The organism is Methanofollis liminatans DSM 4140 (assembly GCF_000275865.1).
Lineage (GTDB): Archaea > Halobacteriota > Methanomicrobia > Methanomicrobiales > Methanofollaceae > Methanofollis > Methanofollis liminatans.
In genome coordinates this window covers 2,150,552-2,168,969 of record NZ_CM001555.1, presented here as the reverse complement: position 1 = coordinate 2,168,969, position 18,418 = coordinate 2,150,552, and the positions used below count along the sequence as shown (strand labels likewise).

The window sequence follows — 18,418 nt, the reverse complement described above, 5'->3', positions numbered from 1 at the left end:
GCCTCTCCCCTGCATCATGAGAAGTAACATAACCCTGTCACCAACACTACTACTGCATGCACACGACCGACGGCATAGTCCCGGCAGGTGAACTCCGGGATCGTATGGCCCGGTTCAGGGCCAGGATGGATGCGGATCATCCTGAATGGGAACTCGCCGTCTTTTTCGGCAGGATCAACCTCTACTATTTCACCGGCACCATGCAGGACGGCGTCCTGCTGATTCCCCGCGACGGCGATACGGTCTTCCGGGTGCGCCGGAGTTACGAGCGGGCCTGCGACGAGTCTCTCTTCCCCGAAATCAGGCCGATGGGCAGCTTCCGCGATGCCGCGGGCGACCTTGAACACCCGGTCAGGAGCGTACACCTGGAGACGGAAGTGGTGCCGCTCGCGCTGCTGGAGAGGTTCAGGAAATATTTCCCCTTTGACCAGGCGCGATCCCTCGACCTGCAGGCGGCGAAGGTCAGGGCAGTCAAAAGCGCCTACGAACTGGCGTGCATGGAGCAGGCCGGCGAGATTCACCGCCGCGTCCTTGAAGAGCGGGTGCCCGCTCTCCTGCAGGAGGGGATGAGCGAGATGGCATTCATCAGCGCCTTCTATTCGGTCATGATCGAGGAGGGACACCAGGGTGTCGTGCGGTTCGGCTCCTTCGGCACCGAGATCGGGATCGGGCAGATCGGTTTTGGCGAGAGTTCTCTCTACCCCACCTGTTTCGACGGCCCGGGCGGCAATCGCGGCATGTGTCCGGCTATTCCCCTCCTCGGGAGCCGTGAGAGACGGTTGAAGAAAGGCGACCTCGTCTTTGTGGATGCCGGATGCGGTGTTGCAGGCTATCACACCGACAAGACCATGACCTATATGTTCGGCGCCCCGCTCCCTGACGACGCTATCGAGGCCCACCGCAGGTGCGTGGAGATCCAGCACCGGATCGCCAGGATGATGCGGCCCGGGGCGGTGCCGTCTGCGATCTACGACACCGTGATGGCGGATCTGGAGCCGGAATTTCTTGAGAACTTTATGGGCTTTGGAACCCGGCGGGTGAAATTCCTGGGCCATGGCATCGGCCTCCAGATCGACGAGATCCCGGTGATCGCACGGGGATTCGACGAACCCCTGCAGGAGCACATGGTCCTTGCCCTCGAACCCAAGAAGGGGATCGCGGGCGTCGGCATGGTCGGGATCGAGAACACGTTTGTGGTGACGCCCGCAGGGGGCCGGTGCATCACCGGCGACCATCCCGGGCTGATGCCGGTCTACTGACTTTTTTTGAAGGGAGAGGGGGCGGTCAGGCCGCCGCCCGCCTCGACCAGACGACCCCGGCGCACAGGGCAAGCGCCGACACCGGGAGGGCGATCATCAGGGGATCCACCACCGGCCACGGCATCGGGAGGATGGAAGGCACGCCGAAGATGGCGTTCGAAAGCCCGATCGCCCCTGACTCCTTTACGTGGACGAACACCGTCCAGAAGAACCAGACCAGCGTCCCGGCGAGGATGCTCCACGTCGCCGCCGTTTTAGAGGGGCGTTTTGCATAGAGGGCATGGGCGTACGCCGGCAGGAATGCAGAGGCGCAGAGGCCCATGAACATTGCCGTCGCCCGTGCGATGATGCTGCCGGGCATCACGTATGCGAGCAGGACGGAGAAGACGATCATCACCATCGTCCCGGCCTGCACTCCCACCATAGAGGCCTTCCGCCCGCGCCAGGTCCGCCAGATGTCGAAGCCCAGGGAGGTGCCCATCGTGTGGAAGAGGGAACTCAGGGTGGACATGGCGGCGGCGAGAAGGGAGAGCATGAAGATGGTGACGAAGAGGTCCGGCATGCTGGCGTTGATGAAATTCGGGATGATCGTGTCGATATTGCCGGCGGTCGCCGCTTCCACGGCGATCTGCCCGGAGGTCTGGTAGAACCAGACGTTGGTGAGGGCGCCGACGGTGAAGGCGACGCCGGTCATCATCAGGATGAACGGCCCGCCGATCAGGACGGCCCTATTCAGCGCCCGGCTGTCCCTGACGGTCATGAACCGCACGGCGAGCTGGGGCTGGGCGAGGACGCCGATCCCCACGCCCAGCACCAGGGTGGTGACCAGGGTATACCAGATCGGCGATCCGAGGGAGGGCATCGAAGTCCAGCCGGTCATTCCCGTGGCCGCAAGGCTCCCCGGGACCAGGGGGTTCATCGCCTCCAGTGCCCGGTTCGCCGCTGATATGCCTCCGAGGGAGACGTAGGTGAGGACGATCAGGATGCTCATCCCCACGAGCATGATCCCGCCCTGCAGGGCGTCGGTGTACATCACGGCGATCAGCCCGCCCAGGATCACGTAGGCGGCGACGATGGCGGCAAACGCAAGGAGTGCCGTGTCGTAAGGGATGAGCAGCGTGCTGGTGATGAACTGCGCCCCGCCGATGAGGATCGCCGCCGTATAGAGGGGCATGCCCACGACGATGACGATGCCGGTGACGTACTGCAGGAGGGGCGAGTCGTAGCACCGGCCCATCAGGTCGGGAAAGGTGACGGCGTTGAGACGCTGCCCGAGTTCGCGCGTCTTTTTCCCGAAGACGATGAATGCGAGCAGGATCCCCACCCCGATGTTCAGCACGGTCAGCCATATCAGCCCCATGCCGAGCTGGGCGGCGACGCCGCCGAATCCGATGATCGCCGAGGTGGAGATGAAGGTGGCGCCGTACGAGAGGGCGAGGACCACCGGGTGGATCCGTCTGCCAGCCACCATGTAATCGTCGTGCCCTCTTGTCTGCCGGTAGCCCATATAACCCAGGCCGATGATCGCCGCCAGATAGATCAGGGTCACGGCGGCGAAGGTCGCGGTGTTAACCGCCATTCTGCTCCTCCTCGCAGCCGTTGTTCCAGTTGATGAGGCCGTACACTACGCATGCAAGGGCGAAGCCCAGTGCAAGCAGATAACCAATCCAGATCATGGGGTCGGATATGCCGAACATGGTGAAAACCTGCCATCCGGTCTGATAACCGGAACAATTACACGGGAACGCAGCGAAAGGCCGGTTCCCTACCTAAATATGGGGAAAAGTGCGGAAAAGACAGACCCGGAAGTACACGAATGGGCATTGAGGTCCATCATGCTGCATACGGGCATGAACATGAATGGTCCGGCCCCCGATATATAGATATGCCATGATGCGGCGCCTGGAGCAGAGACACACACAGTAATAAATATTGGATCGCTCTATCACCCCCTGGAGGCGAAGACAGATGCAGTGCACCGCATACGCGCACCTCAATGGAGAAAAATTGAAGGATCTGCAGGCAATGGAGAAGGAGTTCGGGACAATACTCGTCGCATACGAACCGGTCCCGGAGGTCGCTCACCTCTCCGAGTCTGAACTCCAGGAGATCAAGGAGGAGGAAGAGAAGATCGGCAAGATCCTTGTCGCCTATGAAAAGACCTGATCCGCTCTCCTTTTGAAATGAGGTCATCCCGGGGTTTGAGGGTGCCCCTCGCCCCGGTGACGACCGATCCCTCCGCTGCCCCTATTCTGCAGAGAGTTTGCCACACCCGCTCCGCTCCAGGGATGGGGGTGTAATTCAAGAGAAAAAAAAAGAAAAATTTAGCCGAAGAGAGCGCCGAGGCCGGCCATGCCGCCTTCCTCGTCTTCCTTCTCTTCTTCCTCTTCCGCTTCCTCTTCGACGGCTGCGGCGGGTGCAGCGGCGGCGGGGGCGGCAGCGACGGCGACCGGCGCAGCGGCGGCCTTGCTGATCGCGTCCTCGATGTCCACACCGTCGAGTGCGGCCACCAGGGCCTTCACACGGGCGTCGTCAGCGGCGGTACCGGCAGCGGAGAGAACAGCCTTCACATTCTCTTCGTTGATGTCCTTGCCTGCGTTGTGCAGGAGCAGTGCAGCGTAGATGTATTCCATTTCATTCACCTCAAATTTTAGATTTCGTTATTCTACCAGTTCTTTCAGGGCAAGCGATGATCTGTACGCCTTTCCAATGATCGCATCGATGATGTCCTTCTCGTAGACACCGGCCTCGATACCGAGGCTGCGGGCTTCGCGGACGGCCTTTGCGAGGATGGCACCCGTCGTCTGTGCAGTCGGGTACGCCGCGTTCACCGACAGGTTGAATGCCTGCTGGGCCGCGAGCGTGATCTGGCCAAGGAAGACGGTCTCGTCGATTGCGAGGGTCTCAGGTGCGAACACGGTACCGTTCTGGTATGCCGCCTTCAGGATCAGGCCGACGTCCATCGGCTTGATGCTGAGTTTCGCGAGCACGTCGGCCATCTTTGCGTTGATGACCTGGCCCCTCTTCACGACCGTCTTCGTGTCCTTGATCTTGACCTTCCCGCCCTCGATCATGGCGGGAATGCCAGCCTGCTGGAGCTCGCCGACGATCGGGCCCGGCTTGAAGCTCGTCGGCCCCTTGGCGACGACGATGTCCTCGGGTGCAGTCTCGCCCGGCTTTGCGGCCATCTTCGTCTTCGTCTGCTCAAGGAGCTTGTAGAGCTTGAACGGGTTCTCGCTCGTGAAGATGAGTGCGCTCTGACCGGAGATGTGTGCGCTCATCCCTGCGGCTTCGCCGCCGATCTCGTCAAGCGCACGGCGCGTCAGGGTCTTGCGTGCCATCTTGATGTAGGCGACGCCGCGGAGGTTCTCCCTGATCTGCTGGAGCTGCGTTGCCGGGATGCCGTACATATCGACAAGCCCGACGACGGGGTACTCCTCGAAATGCCGCTTGATCTCCTCGACCTCCGTCCGCTTCCATGCGGGCAGGTGGTGGGTGTAGAGCGCCATTTAGATCAGCCTCACTGCGGGGCCCATGGTGGTCTTCACGTAGACCGAGCGGATGTTCTGCGAACCCTGCTCGAGCACCGATTCAATCCTCTTCATGACGGCGTCGACGTTCTCCGCGATCTGCTCCGGGGCCATGCCGGTGGAACCGACACGGGCGTGGAAGACCTTCTTGTCCTTCGACCGGATCTTCACGGAGGAGCGCAGCCGCTCGATGATCGGCCTGACGTCCGTTCCCGTCGGGATCGGCGTCGGCATCCTGCCGCGGGGACCAAGGCGCGGACCGAGCCAGCGGCCGACCTGTCCCATCACGCTTGTTTCCGCAAGGAAAAAGCGGTACTCTGATGCGATCTTCCGTGCCTCACGGGGTTCGCCGCCCAGCCGCTCGATCTCTTCAGGGGAGATGATCAGATCGACGCCGGCGTCCTTCGCCTGCGTGGTGATCTCGCCCTTGCCGAGAACGGCGACCTTCACTGCCGAACCCACACCGTGGGGGAGGAGGATGGTCTCGTCAATACGGTTTTTGGGCTGCGCCAGATCGATATTCTTGAGGTTGATGGTAATATCAACGCTCTCCTGAAACTTCCGTTCAGGCGCAGTGTCCAGGGCTGTTTTCACAGCCTTCAGTATCTGTTCTTTCTCAACCATTGCGTACCTCCATAGTCTGCGACCTTTTCGATCTCCTATGGATGTTTACCGTTCAGGCCTCGAATACGCTGTCGAACTCACCCGCATCGATTGCAGCGAGCATCTCCTTGGGCTTCTTGCCCTCGACGGTTACGCCGACGGAGACGCAGGTGCCGACGACCTCTTTCACTGCCGTCTTCAGACGGTAGGAGAGCATATCGTCAAACTTCATGCGTGCAATTCTGACAGCGGCATCGAGCGGCAGATCACCCACAAACTGGGTGGCTGGCTCGCTGGACCCCTTTTCGATACCAACTTCCTTCATGATGAGCGCCGTTGTCGGAGGAATCCCCACCGTGACGGTGAAGTTCTTCTTATCGTCAACGTCGATCGTCACCGGCACCTGCATGCCGTTGAACTCTGCGGTCTTCTTGTTGATCTCGTCGATGACCGCTTTTACGTTGATACCGAGGGGACCCAGGGCAGGACCAATAGGCGGGCCTGCAGTTGCTTTGCCACCGGGTACCAATACCTCGACCGTTTCTGCCATAGTACAATCACCATGCTTTCCCCGAAAGGGTACTGTGCTTGGGTGACTAGGGTTTCGCTGGCGGCCAGATAAACCTATCACAGGGGCAGGGAAAAAAAAGGGAGAGGATCAGGTTTCGCCCCGGTCGATCACCCGGACGTTGTCGCCGCGCACGGTGATCGGGATCGGGACCATGGACTCGTAGAGCTCGACGGTGATCTCCTCCTTGGAGGTATCGATCCGTTTTACGACGGCCTTTTCGCCTTTGAACGGCCCTGCAATCAGTTCGACGATCGTCCCCTCGTCGATCCCTGCGACCGCGGGCTTCGGCACCAGGTAATGGCTCACCTCGGCAAGGGAGGTTTCGCCCGGCACCACCGTGCGGGCGCTGGGCACCGACTCGATCAGTTCCTCGATCCTGGCGACCGGTTCGAGCGTCTCGACCAGCACGTACCCCTTCAACTCGTCAGGGGAGAGCACGGCGGTGACCTTGAACGACGGGTCGACGGTGATCGCGTGATAGATCCCGTCGACAACGGCACGCTCCTGCTTTGCCGTCGTCTTGACGGCAAATATGTGGGTTTCAGTCTCCTCGGTCATGTGCATCAGTGCGGCAGCACAAGCATGATCTCATAGATAATAAACCCGATGAACCCGATGAGGAGGACGCCCACCGCCGCCACGAGGGCGATCTTCTGGAACTCCTCGCGGCTCGGCGTCCTGGCCAGCTTCAGGACACGTATGTATTTCTTGAAAAATTCCTCATGGATATTGGTCATCTTGATGGATTCGGCATTGATTTCCATTGTTTTCACCTCAGAAAGTCGATATCAAACTCTTTTGCAACCTTGGGCCTGGAAGCCCTCTCGCTTCTGCCATAGATCTGCGGGGAGTTCACCCCGGTGACGACGAGCATCGTCCGCATCCGTCCCTGCATCTCGGGGTCGACCTGTGCGCCCCAGATGATCCTGGCCGACGGGTCGATGCGGTCATAGACCTCCTGCACGACCCCTTCGGCTTCGGCCATCGTCATGTCGGGCCCGCCGACGACGTTGACGAGCGCCGCCGTGGCGCCCGAGATATCCACGTCGAGAAGAGGAGACCGCAGGGCTTTCTTCACCGAGTCGGCGGCCTTGTCCTCGGAGTCGGACTCTCCCATGCCGATCATGGCGACCCCGCCGCGCTCCATCACGGTCCGCACATCGGCAAAGTCGAGGTTCACAAGGCCGGGGACGGTGATCAACTCGGTGATCCCCTTCACGGCCCGCATCAGCACCTCGTCGGCTACCTTGAAGGCGGCGTACAGGGGCAGGCGGGGCACCACTTCGAGCAGGCGGTCGTTCGGGACGACGATCACGGTGTCGGCGACGTCGCGCAGGCGTTCAAGCCCTGCCTCGGCGTTTTCCATCCTGATCGAGCCCTCGGAGGTGAAGGGCAGGGTAACGACGGCGATGGTGAGCGCCCCCTCCTCGCGGGCGGCCTTGGCGACGACCGGGGCCGATCCGGTGCCGGTCCCGCCGCCGAGGCCCGAGGTGATGAAGACCATGTCGGCCCCCTCGAGGGCGCCGACGATCTGCTCCTCGTTCTCAAGGGCCGCTTCCTCTCCGATCTGGGGGATCGAGCCGGCGCCCAGGCCCCTGGTCCGCTGCCGTCCGATAAGGATCCGCTTGTCGGCTTTCGTCCTGATCAGGTGCTGGGCGTCGGTGTTGATGGCGATCAGCCGCGCTCCGACGATGCCCTCATCGGCGATGCGCGACATCGTGTTCGAGCCGCTGCCGCCACACCCGACGACGACGATCTCGGTCCTGAGATCCCGCAGGAGGTCCTCAAGCTCGTCGTCGGGCTGGACGATATCCTCAAATTCCTCTCGTGCCCGTGATAATGCCTCTTCAACAATGGACTTCATGTAATATACCTCTCCAACCCCGGGATGTGGATGCGTGTCTCACTGCAGGACTGCACCATAGCAGGAGTGATGGTCCGGCCCTCCACCTCGATGTTCTGGCCGCGAGAGAGCCTTCCGAAGGACGGGCCGCCCGGCACACCGAGCGCCCGGGCCCGTGCGGGATCGAACCGCATCTTTCTCACGACGAGGTGATCCCCGTCGGTTGCAGTGCTCCACCGGTCATGTATGAGTTTAATACACAGGGATATTAAATCATGTATTATTTCATCGCTTTGATTCTTGAATGTGATGATCCGGGGGGTGATCCCACCGTCCTTGCCCAGAACGACGGCAACGGGCATCTGTGCGAGCCTTTCGCGCAGGGCCTTCCCATCTGCCTTCTCCGCCTCGGAGAGGAGATGGGCGGGGATGTCCACGACCCCGGGGTCACCCCGCCCGGAGAGGGTGCCGGTGTGCACCCTGCCGCCCTGGGCGATCCTCTCGCCGATCGCCCTGATCTCTCTATAGGTCTCCCATGCGAGGTCGCCGATGTCGGTGATCTCGCCCTCTGAGAGGACGGGGAGGCCGGCATCGTCCAGGATTGCAAGGAGGCGGTCCGCCTCTTTTGTAGGGAGGGCTTTTCGGTCGATATAGGCGGCGACGGCCCCGGTCTTCTCGGCCATCGCACGCACCATCGCATCGTCGAGGAGAGGAACCTCTCGCGAGGGGGCGATGTGGCCGAAGGCGCCCCTTGAGGAGAGGGCGATCCCGGTCTGCCTGACGGCGTAATGCGTCCCGCCGAAACCGACGAGGGTGATCACCGGGCCGGGCGAGGCCTCCAGCACGGCGCGGGCGGCCGCCTCTGCCGCCGCCGGGTCGTTCCACTCTGTCTCGGTGCTCCCGATCTCGACGAAGAGGGAGGGGGTCTGGAGCGCCGTCGGACCGTGGTGGGTGGCCTCGTAGCTGACCCGGTAACCGGCGGGAGCGTGGGCGGCGAGGCCGCGGAGGACGGCGTGCATCATCGCCGGCGCGGCGGGCGCAAGGCTCCGGGCCTCGCCGCCGAAGGCGGGGGCGCCGAAGTTGCCGGTGACGTGGACGGTCAGGGCCGGCACCGGGTGGGAACTGGTGTGCCTGGAGAGAAAGATGATGAGATCGGCGTCGGCCCCTTCGGCGTGGATGATCCGTTCGCCGGTCTCGTGGAAGGAGAGGGAGGCGGCACGAGGGAGGGGCCAGTCTTCCCGCTCGTTGAGGAGAGCGCGGATCCGGCGGGCCAGGTTCGTGCCCGCGGGGTCGAGGCGGGAGTGGATGAGGGCGATATGCATGATCCTGATCTATTCTCACAGGAGCAAAAGGGTTGCCCGCCACAGGAAACGCTATCTTTTTGCAGGGCAACCACATCATCATGGACGAAAATCTGATCGCAAAAGCGTTTGCCGAGAGCGGGATCACAACCGAGATCCGGTGCGAAGAGGCGTTCGCCATCAGCGAGAAGTATGGCATCCCGAAGATGGACATCGCCCGCTACTGCAACCGGCACGACCCGAAGATCAAGATCCGCGGTTGTCAGCTGGGCTGCTTTAAATGAGTCTCTTTCTCGAGGTAGTCCCGGTCGCCCGGGCCGTGGAGACCGTCAGGTCTATCGTCCCGGCGATCGGCGATGAGATGGTGCCGATCGGCGATGCGCTCCACCGCGTCCTCGCGGAGGACGTACGGGCCGGCGGCGACCTCCCGGGCTTCGACCGTTCGGTGGTGGACGGGTATGCGGTGCGGGCATCGGACACGACCGGTTCGTCCGAGTCCATGCCGGCGATGCTCGTCCTTGAAGGTCGGATCGAGATGGGGCAGGCGCCCGCGGGGAGCGTCGGGCCCGACCGCTGCTGGTACATCCCGACCGGCGGGGTGATGCCGCCTGGTGCGGACGCCGTCGCCATGGTGGAGTACGCAGAGAGGGCCGGAGACGAGGTCCTCGTCCACCGGGCGGTCGCACCCGGTGAGAATGTGCTCGGGTGCGATGAGGACTTCGCCGCAGGCAGCGTCGTCCTCCCATCGGGGCGGCGTCTCTCCCCGCAGGATCTCGGGGTGCTCGCCGCCGCCGGCGTCGCAGAGGTGCCGGTGCGGCGGGTGCCGAAAATCGGAATCATCTCCACCGGCAACGAGGTCGTGCCGGTCGAGGCCGCCCTCGCACCGGGCCGCGTCCGGGACGCAAACTCGTATCTCTGCGCCGGGTTCGTGCGGGAGCAGGGGTGCGAGCCGCGCCGCTACGGGATCGTGCGGGACAGCCCCGAACTCCTGCGGCAGGTTCTGGAGGGGGCGGTTGCCTCCTGCGATTGTGTCCTCATCTCGGGCGGGAGCTCGAAGGACGTGCGCGATATGTCGGCCGGCGTGATCGGCGACCTTGGGGAGGTGCTCGTTCACGGCATCGCCATCGCCCCGGGAAAACCCACGATCATCGGGCGCGTCGGCACGACGCCGGTGATCGGGCTCCCCGGCCACCCGGGCTCGGCCTTCATCGTGCTCGTCGCCGTCGTCCGCCACCTGCTCGCGGCGATGAGCGGGGCGCCGGTCAGCCCGTGCCGGGTGCGAGCGCGCCTCGCCGCCAACATCCCTTCGGCGAAAGGAAGGGAGGACTATGTCCGCGTCCACCTCGAGGACGGCGCCGCAACCCCGGTCTTCGGGAAGTCCGGGCTCCTCAACACCCTGGTCCAGAGCGACGGCATCGTCGTCGTCCCTGCGGGGTGCGAAGGCTTCGAGACGGGCGAAGAGGTGGAGGTGGTCCTGTGGTGAAGCGCTATCTCGACCTTGTCTCCCTGGAGCGGGCGCTGGCGGTCCTGGGAGAGGCGTTCAGGTGCCGTCCCCGCACCGAACGGGTGCCCCTTGAGGAGGCGTCAGGCCGGGTGACCGCCGCCCCGATCTTCGCCCGTCTCTCGGTCCCGGCCATCCACATCTCGGCGATGGACGGGATCGCCGTGCGGAGCGCTGAGACCCGCGGCGCCAGCGAGAGCCGCCCGGTCGTCCTCACCGACGCCGTGCGGGTGAACACCGGAAACATCGTCCCACCGGCGTACGACGCCGTCGTGATGATCGAGGACGTCTGGATCGGCGAGGGCACCTATACGGTCAGGAAGGCCGTCGCCCCCTGGCAGCACGTCCGCCCGGTCGGCGAGGACATCGGCGAGTCCGAGATGATCCTCCCCTCCCTGCACCGGATCCGTCCGCACGAACTTGGGGCGCTCGCCGCCTACGGCGTGACCGATGTGGAGGCGCTCGCCCTCTCGGCCGGGCTTATTCCTACCGGGTCTGAACTGGTGCCTGCCGGCACCCGCCCTGGCCCCGGGCAGGCGGTGGAGAGCAACACCCTGATGGCAGCGGCGCACCTCCGCGCCCTGGGCGTGGAGGCCCGCCGCTACGCCATCGTTCCGGACGAGCCCGACCTGATCAGGGCGGCGATCCTGGAAGGGATCAGGGAGAACGACATCCTCATCGTCTCGGCCGGTTCATCGGCGGGCACGCGCGACTACACCGCCTCGATCATCGCCGAACTCGGCGAGGTGCTCGTCCACGGCGTGGCGATCAAACCGGCAAAGCCGGTGATCATCGGGAAGATCGAGGGCAAACCCGTGATCGGGCTGCCTGGCTACCCGCTTGCGGCCTTCACCATACTGCGGGAGATCGTCACCCCGCTCGTCGCCCGCTACGGGTTTCCCGTGCCTGAGGCCGGGACCGTCGAGGCCGCCCTCACCACCACCCTCCACTCCGATATCGGCACCGACGAGTTCGTCCTCCTCTCGACCGGGCGGATCGGCGGGCGCTGGGTCGCCGTGCCCCAGTCGCGCGGCGCCGGCGTCCAGATGAGCGCCGTCCGCGCGAATGCCGTCATGACCATCCCGGCAGCGAAGGAGGGCGTCGAGGCCGGTGAGACGATACGGGCGCGCCTGATGGTCCCGCGCCGGCAGGCCGAGGAAGCGGTGCTGATCACCGGGAGCCACGACCCCTGCCTGGACCGTCTCGCCGATCTCGTCAGGCCCGGCGGGGTCGAGGTCCACTCCACCCATGTCGGGAGCATGGGCGGACTTCTCACCCTGAAAAAGCGGCAGTGCCACACCGCCCCGATGCACCTGCTCGCTCCCGACGGCGAGTACAACATCCCCTTCCTGCGGAAGTACCTCCCGGACGAGGAGATCGTCCTCGTCTGCGTCGCCGAACGGGAGCAGGGTCTGATCTCGCGGGAGGGCGCCACGCTCGACGACCTGCCGGCCCTGCGGTATGCGAACCGACAGAAGGGTTCGGGGACGCGGCTGCTCCTCGATTATCTCCTGAAGGAGCGGGGGGTCGATCCGGCCCTGATCCGGGGCTACGAGCGCGAGTTCACCACGCACCTCGGCGTCGCCCTCGCCGTCCGTTCAGGCGAGGCCGACTGCGGCATGGGTGTGTATTCGGCCGCGCAGGCCCTCGGCCTCACCTTCACCCCGGTGGCGACCGAGCGCTACGAACTGGCGATGCACGCCGACACCCTCGAAGACCCGCGGGTGCGCGCCTGCGTCGATGCGATCGGTTCGGACGCCTTCAAGCAGACCCTCCTGCAGATGGGCGGCTACAGGGTCAGCGAGACAGGCGCGAGGCGCGTACTGCCATAAGCACCGCCTCCTCGGGTGTGGCGCAGGGGAAGACGCCCTCGATCTTCCAGGTGCCAACCCCGAACACCGCCTTTTTCATCTTCAGGGCGAGGGCGATCTCCGAAAGGGTGCCGAATTTCCCTCCTATAGCGATCACGGCGTCGGCCGACCCGACGACGAGGGCGTTTCGCGCATGACCGAGATTACTCCTGATGACGACGTCGAGGTACGGGTTTTCCCCGCCGGTGCCCGGCAGGATCCCGACCGTCGTCCCGCCCGCCTCCTTCGCACCCCGGCATGCGGCCTCCATCACCCCGCCGAGCCCGCCGCATACGAGGGTCTCGTGGTTGCCGGCGATCAGGTAGCCGGCGGTCTCCGCCGCTTCGTATTCTTCAGGGGAGCACTCCCCCGCCCCGACGATTGCGATCTGCATGGAGGAGGGATCGGTGCCTGAAGGAAAAAAACTGCGTCGTCGGTGCGCGCCCGATTGAAAAACTACTTTGTCTGTCACAACCCACCACACTACGCATGATCATCCGCCCCCTGCGGGGGCGTGCAGAGGGATAGAGGTGAAGGAAGTCACCAGCAGTTATGATGCACAGGCGATCGAGGGGCGCGTCCAGGAGTTCTGGCGGGCCGCCGACACCTATGCTCAGGTAAAAGATCTGCGGCGTTCAGGCAAGCAGTTCTTCTTTGTAGACGGCCCCCCGTACACCACCGGCCACATCCACCTGGGAACAGCGTGGAACAAAATCATCAAGGACGCCGTCCTCCGCCGGCACCGGATGTGCGGGAAGAACGTCATCGAGCGGGCAGGCTACGATATGCACGGGCTGCCGATCGAGGTGCAGGTCGAGCACCAGCTTGGCTTCACCTCGAAAAAAGACATCGAGGCCTACGGTATCGACCGGTTCATCGAGCGCTGCCGGGAATTCGCCCTCACCAACATGGCGGTGATGTCTGATCAGTTCAGGGCCCTTGGTATCTGGCTCGACTTCGACAACCCTTACCAGACCGTTAAAAAGGAGTATATCGAGGCGGCGTGGTGGACCCTGGCGCAGGCCGAGAAGAACGGGATGCTCGAACGGGGTCACCGCGTGGTGAACTGGTGCCCGCGGTGCGAGACCGCCATCGCCGACTCCGAGGTGGAGTACGACGACGCCACCGACCCCTCGATCTACGTGAAGTTCCCGGTGAAGGGGGCCGACGACGAGTACCTGGTGATCTGGACCACGACGCCCTGGACGCTCCCGGCGAACGTCGCCGTGGCCGCCCACCCCGGGATCGTCTACGCCCTGGTCGCCGCCCGGAAAGAGGGCGTCGAGGAGAAACTCTGGATCGCCGAGGCGCTCGTCGAGGAGGTGCTCAGAAAAGGGCGGTACCAGCACTATGACGTTCTCAGGACGGTCACCGGCGCCGACCTCGCCGGGATGGAGTACGAGTCCCCACTCGCCGCTTCAGTGCCGGCGCAGAAGGAGATCGCCCACCGCGTCGTCCTCGCCGACTACGTGGCCCTCGAAAATACCGGGCTCGTGCACACCGCACCGGGCCATGGCTGGGATGACTACCTCACCGGGATCAAATACGATCTTCCCGTACTCTGCCCGGTCGACGGCACCGGCAGGTTCACAAAACGGGCCGGGGTGTTTGACGGGCTTTATGTCAAAGACCCGGCGACGAACCGGCAGGTGATGGATGCCCTTGGCCCCTGCCTCCTCCACGAGGGGAAGACCACCCACCGTTACGGCCACTGCTGGCGGTGCAAGACCCCGATCATCTTCCGGGCCACCGAGCAGTGGTTCATCAAGGCCTCGGAGATGCGGGACAAACTTCTCGACGAGGTCGGGAAGGTCACCTGGTACCCGGACTGGGCGGGCAGCGCCCGGTTCTACGACTGGGTGAAGGAGGCCCGCGATTGGTGCATCTCGCGCCAGCGCTACTGGGGCATCCCGATCCCGGTCTGGCAGTGCGACACCTGCGATGCACGGCGAGTGATCGCGACCGTCGCCGAACTCGAAGAGGCGAGCGGGCAGGCAGTCGCCGATCCGCACCGCCCGTATGTCGATGCGGTCACCATCCCCTGCACCTGCGGCGGGACGATGCGCCGGGTCTCCGACATCTTCGACGTCTGGTTCGACTCAGCCGTGGCTTCGTGGGCGACCCTCGGTTACCCCGGCGAAAAAGAGGCGTTCGAGAAATACTGGCCCGCGGACTTCATCACCGAGGGGCAGGACCAGACCCGCGGCTGGTTCTACTCGCAGCTCGGCGCCTCGACGGTCGCCTTCGGCAGGGCCCCCTATAAATCGGTGCTGATGCACGGCTTCGCCCTCGACGCCGAGGGGCGGAAGATGTCCAAGAGCCTGGGCAACGTCGTCGCCCCGGAAGAAGTGATAAAGACCTTCGGGGTGGACGTCCTCCGCCTCTACGTCCTTTCGGCGAACGCACCCTGGGACGATATGAAGTTCAACTGGGAAGGCGTGAAGACGGTCAACCGGGCCCTCAACATCTTCTGGAACGTCTACCGTTTCCCCCTGCCCTATATGGTCCTGGACAACTTCGCACCCGCACAGACCTCAGGCGGAGACTGGGATGAGACGGCCGTTCTGCGGATGCTCGATTTGATGCCGGACGAGGACCGCTGGATCCTCTCGCGGGTCAACAGCCTTGTCGCCAGTGTGGAGGCTGACTTCGCCGGGCTGAACCTCCACCGGGTCACCCGTTCTCTCATCACCTTCGTGCTCGAAGACCTCTCGCGGTGGTACCTCCAGATCGTCAGGCCCAGAATGTGGCTCGAAGAGGACGCACCGGAGAAGCGTTACGCCTACGAGACGGTCTACTACGTCCTCCGCAGGCTCGTCTGTCTCCTTGCTCCTTTCACCCCGCACCTCACCGAGGAGATCTACGGGAACCTGCGGTGTGAGGGCGATCCGGCGAGCGTCCACATGCTCGACTGGCCCGCGGCCGACAGCGCCCTCATCGACGCGCCCCTTGAAACCGCGATGGGTGTCGCCCAGGCCTTCGACGATGCCGTGGCCACGGCCCGGCAGGACGGAAAGCGGAAACTCCGCTGGCCGGTCGGCGAGGTCGTGGTCGTGACCGACGCCCCGGCGGTGCGGGACGCTGTCGCCAGGCTTTCGGGACTCTGTGCCTCCCGCGCCAACGCGAAAGTGGTCACCGTCGTCACCGGACGGTGGGAACGTATCGGCTGGAAGGCCGAGGCCGTGATGCGCGTGCTGGGCCCGCGCTTCGGGAAGGAGGCCCCGAAGGTGAAAGGGGCGATCGAGGGGGCAGACGGCAACGCCCTGAAGGCCGCACTCGAAGCCGACGGGAAGGCGATCGCCGGGGATTACGAGGTGACGCCCGAGATGGTGACGTTCATTGAAGAGGTCCCTGAAGGCGTGTTTGCCGCCGCGATGCCCGACGCTACCGTCTATGTCGACGTCACCCTTACGCCGGAGATCGAGGCCGAGGGATATGCCCGCGAGGTGGTCCGCCGTCTCCAGGAGATGCGCCGGCAGCGTGACCTGAAGGTGGACGAGAACATCGCGGTCGAGATCGCGATCGCCGATGCAGGCGTTGCCGACCTCGTCAGCCGCATGACCGATCTCGTCAGCGGCGAGGTGCGGGCGTCCTCGCTTGCTGTCCACGATGGCGCTGCCCTCTCGGGCGCCTGGGAACTCACTGCTGAATGGGAGGTCGAAGGCGTGCCGATGCTGATGGGCCTCTCACAGGCCAGGGACTGAGAAGAGATAGGCCCGACCCTCAGGGGTCGGGAAGAGCGGCAGGTCTTCGTCGATGACGACGCCGCGCCGCTGGACGGTGACCCGCTCCCCGGTCCGCGGGTTCACCCCCTCTTTTGTATAGGTGCCATATCTGACCAGGGTGCCGCGCCGCTGCCACGCCGGCGTTTCGGTGAGGTTGACCCCCCGCGCAAACATCAGATCGTGCATTCCGGCGGCCTTCATCCCCCGCAGCATTGCGGCCGCTTCGCGGGGCGTGTGCCCATCCTCCACCAGGGCCGCCTGGCAGTAGGCGTTGATGTGGTTCCGCCACGCCTCGGCCTGGCGCATGGCAAGGTATTCGAGGGCGTATTCGGGCGTCGCAGGGACGACGCGGGAGTCGAAGGCGATGGGTTCGTCGCAGCCGTACTCCAGGGTGAAAGCGCTCGCCGCATAGGAGGCGGCGACCGAGTCGAGTTTCTCCACCCGCCCGCCGAAGGGGAGGACGGTGCAGTAGAGATTGATCTCGTCGGAGAACGTATAGGCGAAGAGGGGGTTGAGGCCGCTGCCGGCAAGCAATCGCCTGCAGGTGCCGGTCATCGCCGCATGGAACCGGGCGTCGAAGGGCTTCTCGCAGGTCCGGGTCAGCCGGTGGAAGGAGCGGCCGTCAAGGCGCAGGAAGACCGGGGGGTAGATAGCAAGGGCCGAGAAGATCTCGTGGCTCTCCATGGGTTCGGGGACGTTCAGGGGCTTTTATCGTCTTTTGTGCTCCGAAAAGCCGTCGAAATGTGGCGGACGATGATGATGTCCCCGACATTTTTTATGATCCTGAAGGGAATAAGCAGGCCGCGGTGACCCTTGGAATCGGCGAGTTCGGGGTTCAGTTTTCCCACCGCAAGGGCGTCGATTTTCTTTCCGTCGATGTCAAGCAGAACGTCGTCGACTTCCCCGACGAGAATCGCCTTATCGGTGTATACGTGCATCCCAAAGAGCTCGGTGACCTGTGTCTTCATTACTATCGGTTCATGGTATAGACTATAAACGATAAAAAGTCTATCATTTCACATGAACGGATCCCTCAAGATCGGGCACTTATTCGGCATTCCTATCTATCTTCACTGGACTTTCCTGCTGGTGATCCCCCTGTTCGCGTGGATCATCGGCTCGCAGATCCTCCTCACGACCGAACTGATCGCAGGCCTCTTCGGCACCGAGATCACGATGACGCTCTTTGTCAGCGGGGCCGCACCCTATATCCTTGGGACAGCAATAGCGCTCGGCCTTTTTGCCGGGGTGCTCGTCCACGAACTCGCCCACTCGCTGGTGGCCCGGTCGAAGGGGATCAAGATCAACTCGATCACGCTCCTGATCTTCGGCGGCGTCGCCTCGATGGAGGAGGGGTTGCCCGACCCGAAGATCGAACTCCCGATGGCGCTTGCCGGACCCCTGACGAGCGGTGCGATCGGCCTTGTGTGCTGGGCCGTCACCTATGCCGCCGCCGCCCTGGTCGTCGGCGGCCAGTTGACTCCGGCGACTGGCGGTGTCCTGATCTTTTTCTTCGGCTACCTCGCCCTGTTGAACATCATACTCTTCCTCTTCAACCTGCTCCCGGCCTTTCCGATGGATGGCGGGCGGGTGCTGCGGGCATGGCTTGCAAAAAAGATGCCCCTTCATCAGGCGACCCGGATCGCCGCCGATGTCGGTCGGGGGTTCGCCGTATTCTTCGGGATATTCGGTTTTCTCGTCTTCAACCCGATCCTGATCATCATCGCCTTTTTCATCTATATCGGGGCGAACCAGGAGGCCACAATGGTCCGTTACAATTTCCTGCTCCAGGACGTCACGGTCGGCGACGTGATGACCTCGCCGGTCCAGACCGTCCCGCCTGAACTCCCGGTCTCAGAGGTGATGCGGATGATGTACGAGACCAAGCACCTGGGCTTTCCGGTGGTGGACCGGGGTGTCCTTGTCGGCATGGTCACCCTCGGCGACGTCCACGCGGCGCCCGAACTCGACCGCGAGGCGATGCAGGTGCGCGACCTGATGTCGAAGAATGTTCTCACCCTCCCGCCCTCGGCACCCCTCGCCGAGGCGATGCAGATTATGTCCAGGACCGGGATTGGCCGGATACCGGTGAAGCAGGGGGGCGACCTCGTCGGGATCGTCACCAGGACCGACATCATGACGACGCTGGAGATCAAGGAGGCGTGAGGGTGCGGTCGGGGGGCGGTTGGCCCCCCGGCAGAGGACTCTTTGACTTTTCAGAACCCGCACGTTCTT

At 63.8% G+C, this 18,418-nt stretch carries 20 protein-coding genes; 7 read left to right on the top strand and 13 right to left on the bottom strand.

Annotation, left to right across the window (positions count from 1 at the left end):
- Window positions 1–56 precede the first annotated feature (56 nt).
- Window positions 57–1,259 carry a M24 family metallopeptidase gene (locus METLI_RS10680; RefSeq protein WP_004040317.1) on the top strand — a complete coding sequence of 401 codons (1,203 nt, stop codon included), beginning with the start codon at window positions 57–59 and terminating at the stop codon, window positions 1,257–1,259.
- 25 nt (window positions 1,260–1,284) lie between these two features.
- Here METLI_RS10680 and METLI_RS10675 read toward each other — a convergent pair whose 3' ends face one another.
- On the bottom strand, window positions 1,285–2,838 hold the full coding sequence (locus METLI_RS10675; protein ID WP_004040315.1) for a sodium:solute symporter family protein: 1,554 nt from the start codon (window positions 2,836–2,838) through the stop codon (window positions 1,285–1,287).
- Window positions 2,828–2,956, bottom strand: a complete 129-nt coding sequence (locus METLI_RS13615; RefSeq protein WP_004040314.1) for a symporter small accessory protein — start codon at window positions 2,954–2,956, stop codon at window positions 2,828–2,830. Before METLI_RS13615 ends, METLI_RS10675 begins: the two co-directional genes overlap by 11 nt.
- A gap of 271 nt (window positions 2,957–3,227) precedes the next feature.
- Here METLI_RS13615 and METLI_RS10670 point away from each other — a divergent pair, with 271 nt between their 5' ends.
- Window positions 3,228–3,425, top strand: a complete 198-nt coding sequence (locus METLI_RS10670; protein ID WP_004040313.1) for a hypothetical protein — start codon at window positions 3,228–3,230, stop codon at window positions 3,423–3,425.
- A 158-nt stretch (window positions 3,426–3,583) separates the two neighbouring features.
- On the opposite strand, the gene rpl12p is transcribed toward METLI_RS10670, so the two are convergent.
- The 8 genes from rpl12p to METLI_RS10630 all read right to left on the bottom strand — a co-directional run bounded on the left by rpl12p (window position 3,584) and on the right by METLI_RS10630 (window position 9,128).
- Window positions 3,584–3,892, bottom strand: coding sequence for a 50S ribosomal protein P1 (gene rpl12p / locus METLI_RS10665; RefSeq protein WP_004040312.1), 309 nt, complete (start codon window positions 3,890–3,892; stop codon window positions 3,584–3,586).
- Between the two features lie 27 nt (window positions 3,893–3,919).
- Window positions 3,920–4,768: a 50S ribosomal protein L10 gene (locus tag METLI_RS10660; RefSeq protein WP_004040311.1), complete on the bottom strand. Its 849-nt coding sequence runs from the start codon at window positions 4,766–4,768 to the stop codon at window positions 3,920–3,922.
- Entirely contained in the window at window positions 4,769–5,413 is a 645-nt protein-coding gene (locus METLI_RS10655; protein ID WP_004040310.1) for a 50S ribosomal protein L1, read from the bottom strand.
- A gap of 52 nt (window positions 5,414–5,465) precedes the next feature.
- A complete protein-coding gene (locus METLI_RS10650) occupies window positions 5,466–5,942 on the bottom strand; it encodes a 50S ribosomal protein L11 (protein ID WP_004040307.1) in 477 nt (158 codons plus the stop codon).
- Window positions 5,943–6,050: 108 nt separating this feature from the next.
- A complete protein-coding gene (locus METLI_RS10645) occupies window positions 6,051–6,527 on the bottom strand; it encodes a transcription elongation factor Spt5 (RefSeq protein WP_004040305.1) in 477 nt (158 codons plus the stop codon).
- Entirely contained in the window at window positions 6,527–6,727 is a 201-nt protein-coding gene (locus METLI_RS10640) for a protein translocase SEC61 complex subunit gamma (RefSeq protein ID WP_004040285.1), read from the bottom strand. Before METLI_RS10640 ends, METLI_RS10645 begins: the two co-directional genes overlap by 1 nt.
- A gap of 5 nt (window positions 6,728–6,732) precedes the next feature.
- On the bottom strand, window positions 6,733–7,827 hold the full coding sequence (ftsZ, locus tag METLI_RS10635) for a cell division protein FtsZ (RefSeq protein ID WP_004040278.1): 1,095 nt from the start codon (window positions 7,825–7,827) through the stop codon (window positions 6,733–6,735).
- Window positions 7,824–9,128, bottom strand: a complete 1,305-nt coding sequence (locus METLI_RS10630; RefSeq protein ID WP_004040277.1) for a D-aminoacyl-tRNA deacylase — start codon at window positions 9,126–9,128, stop codon at window positions 7,824–7,826. The genes ftsZ and METLI_RS10630 overlap by 4 nt, the downstream gene beginning before the upstream one ends.
- Window positions 9,129–9,208: 80 nt before the next feature.
- On the opposite strand from METLI_RS10630, the gene METLI_RS10625 reads away from it, so the two are divergent.
- From METLI_RS10625 to METLI_RS10615, 3 genes are read left to right on the top strand one after another with little or no spacing between them, the layout of a single operon-like run.
- The gene (locus METLI_RS10625) at window positions 9,209–9,391 is read left to right on the top strand and encodes a hypothetical protein (protein WP_048103823.1); all 183 of its coding nucleotides are present in this window, start codon (window positions 9,209–9,211) and stop codon (window positions 9,389–9,391) included.
- Window positions 9,388–10,590 (top strand): molybdopterin molybdotransferase MoeA, encoded by a 1,203-nt coding sequence (locus METLI_RS10620; RefSeq protein ID WP_004040272.1) that lies wholly within the window; start codon window positions 9,388–9,390, stop codon window positions 10,588–10,590. The genes METLI_RS10625 and METLI_RS10620 overlap by 4 nt, the downstream gene beginning before the upstream one ends.
- Entirely contained in the window at window positions 10,584–12,440 is a 1,857-nt protein-coding gene (locus tag METLI_RS10615; protein ID WP_004040270.1) for a molybdopterin biosynthesis protein, read from the top strand. Before METLI_RS10620 ends, METLI_RS10615 begins: the two co-directional genes overlap by 7 nt.
- Here the strand turns inward: METLI_RS10615 and METLI_RS10610 are convergent.
- Window positions 12,406–12,852 carry a TIGR00725 family protein gene (locus tag METLI_RS10610; RefSeq protein WP_004040267.1) on the bottom strand — a complete coding sequence of 149 codons (447 nt, stop codon included), beginning with the start codon at window positions 12,850–12,852 and terminating at the stop codon, window positions 12,406–12,408. The two genes, METLI_RS10615 and METLI_RS10610, sit on opposite strands and share 35 nt — an antisense overlap.
- Window positions 12,853–12,988: 136 nt before the next feature.
- Between METLI_RS10610 and ileS the strand changes: the two genes are divergently transcribed.
- Entirely contained in the window at window positions 12,989–16,162 is a 3,174-nt protein-coding gene (gene ileS, locus METLI_RS10605) for an isoleucine--tRNA ligase (RefSeq protein ID WP_004040265.1), read from the top strand.
- Here the strand turns inward: ileS and METLI_RS10600 are convergent.
- Both METLI_RS10600 and METLI_RS10595 read right to left on the bottom strand, forming a co-directional pair.
- Entirely contained in the window at window positions 16,145–16,867 is a 723-nt protein-coding gene (locus METLI_RS10600; RefSeq protein WP_004040263.1) for a tRNA(His) guanylyltransferase Thg1 family protein, read from the bottom strand. The genes ileS and METLI_RS10600 overlap by 18 nt on opposite strands.
- 14 nt (window positions 16,868–16,881) lie before the next feature.
- Window positions 16,882–17,151, bottom strand: a complete 270-nt coding sequence (locus METLI_RS10595) for a PRC-barrel domain-containing protein (RefSeq protein WP_004040260.1) — start codon at window positions 17,149–17,151, stop codon at window positions 16,882–16,884.
- 52 nt (window positions 17,152–17,203) lie between these two features.
- On the opposite strand from METLI_RS10595, the gene METLI_RS10590 reads away from it, so the two are divergent.
- Window positions 17,204–18,349, top strand: a complete 1,146-nt coding sequence (locus METLI_RS10590; protein WP_004040258.1) for a CBS domain-containing protein — start codon at window positions 17,204–17,206, stop codon at window positions 18,347–18,349.
- The last annotated feature ends 69 nt before the right edge of the window (window positions 18,350–18,418 follow it).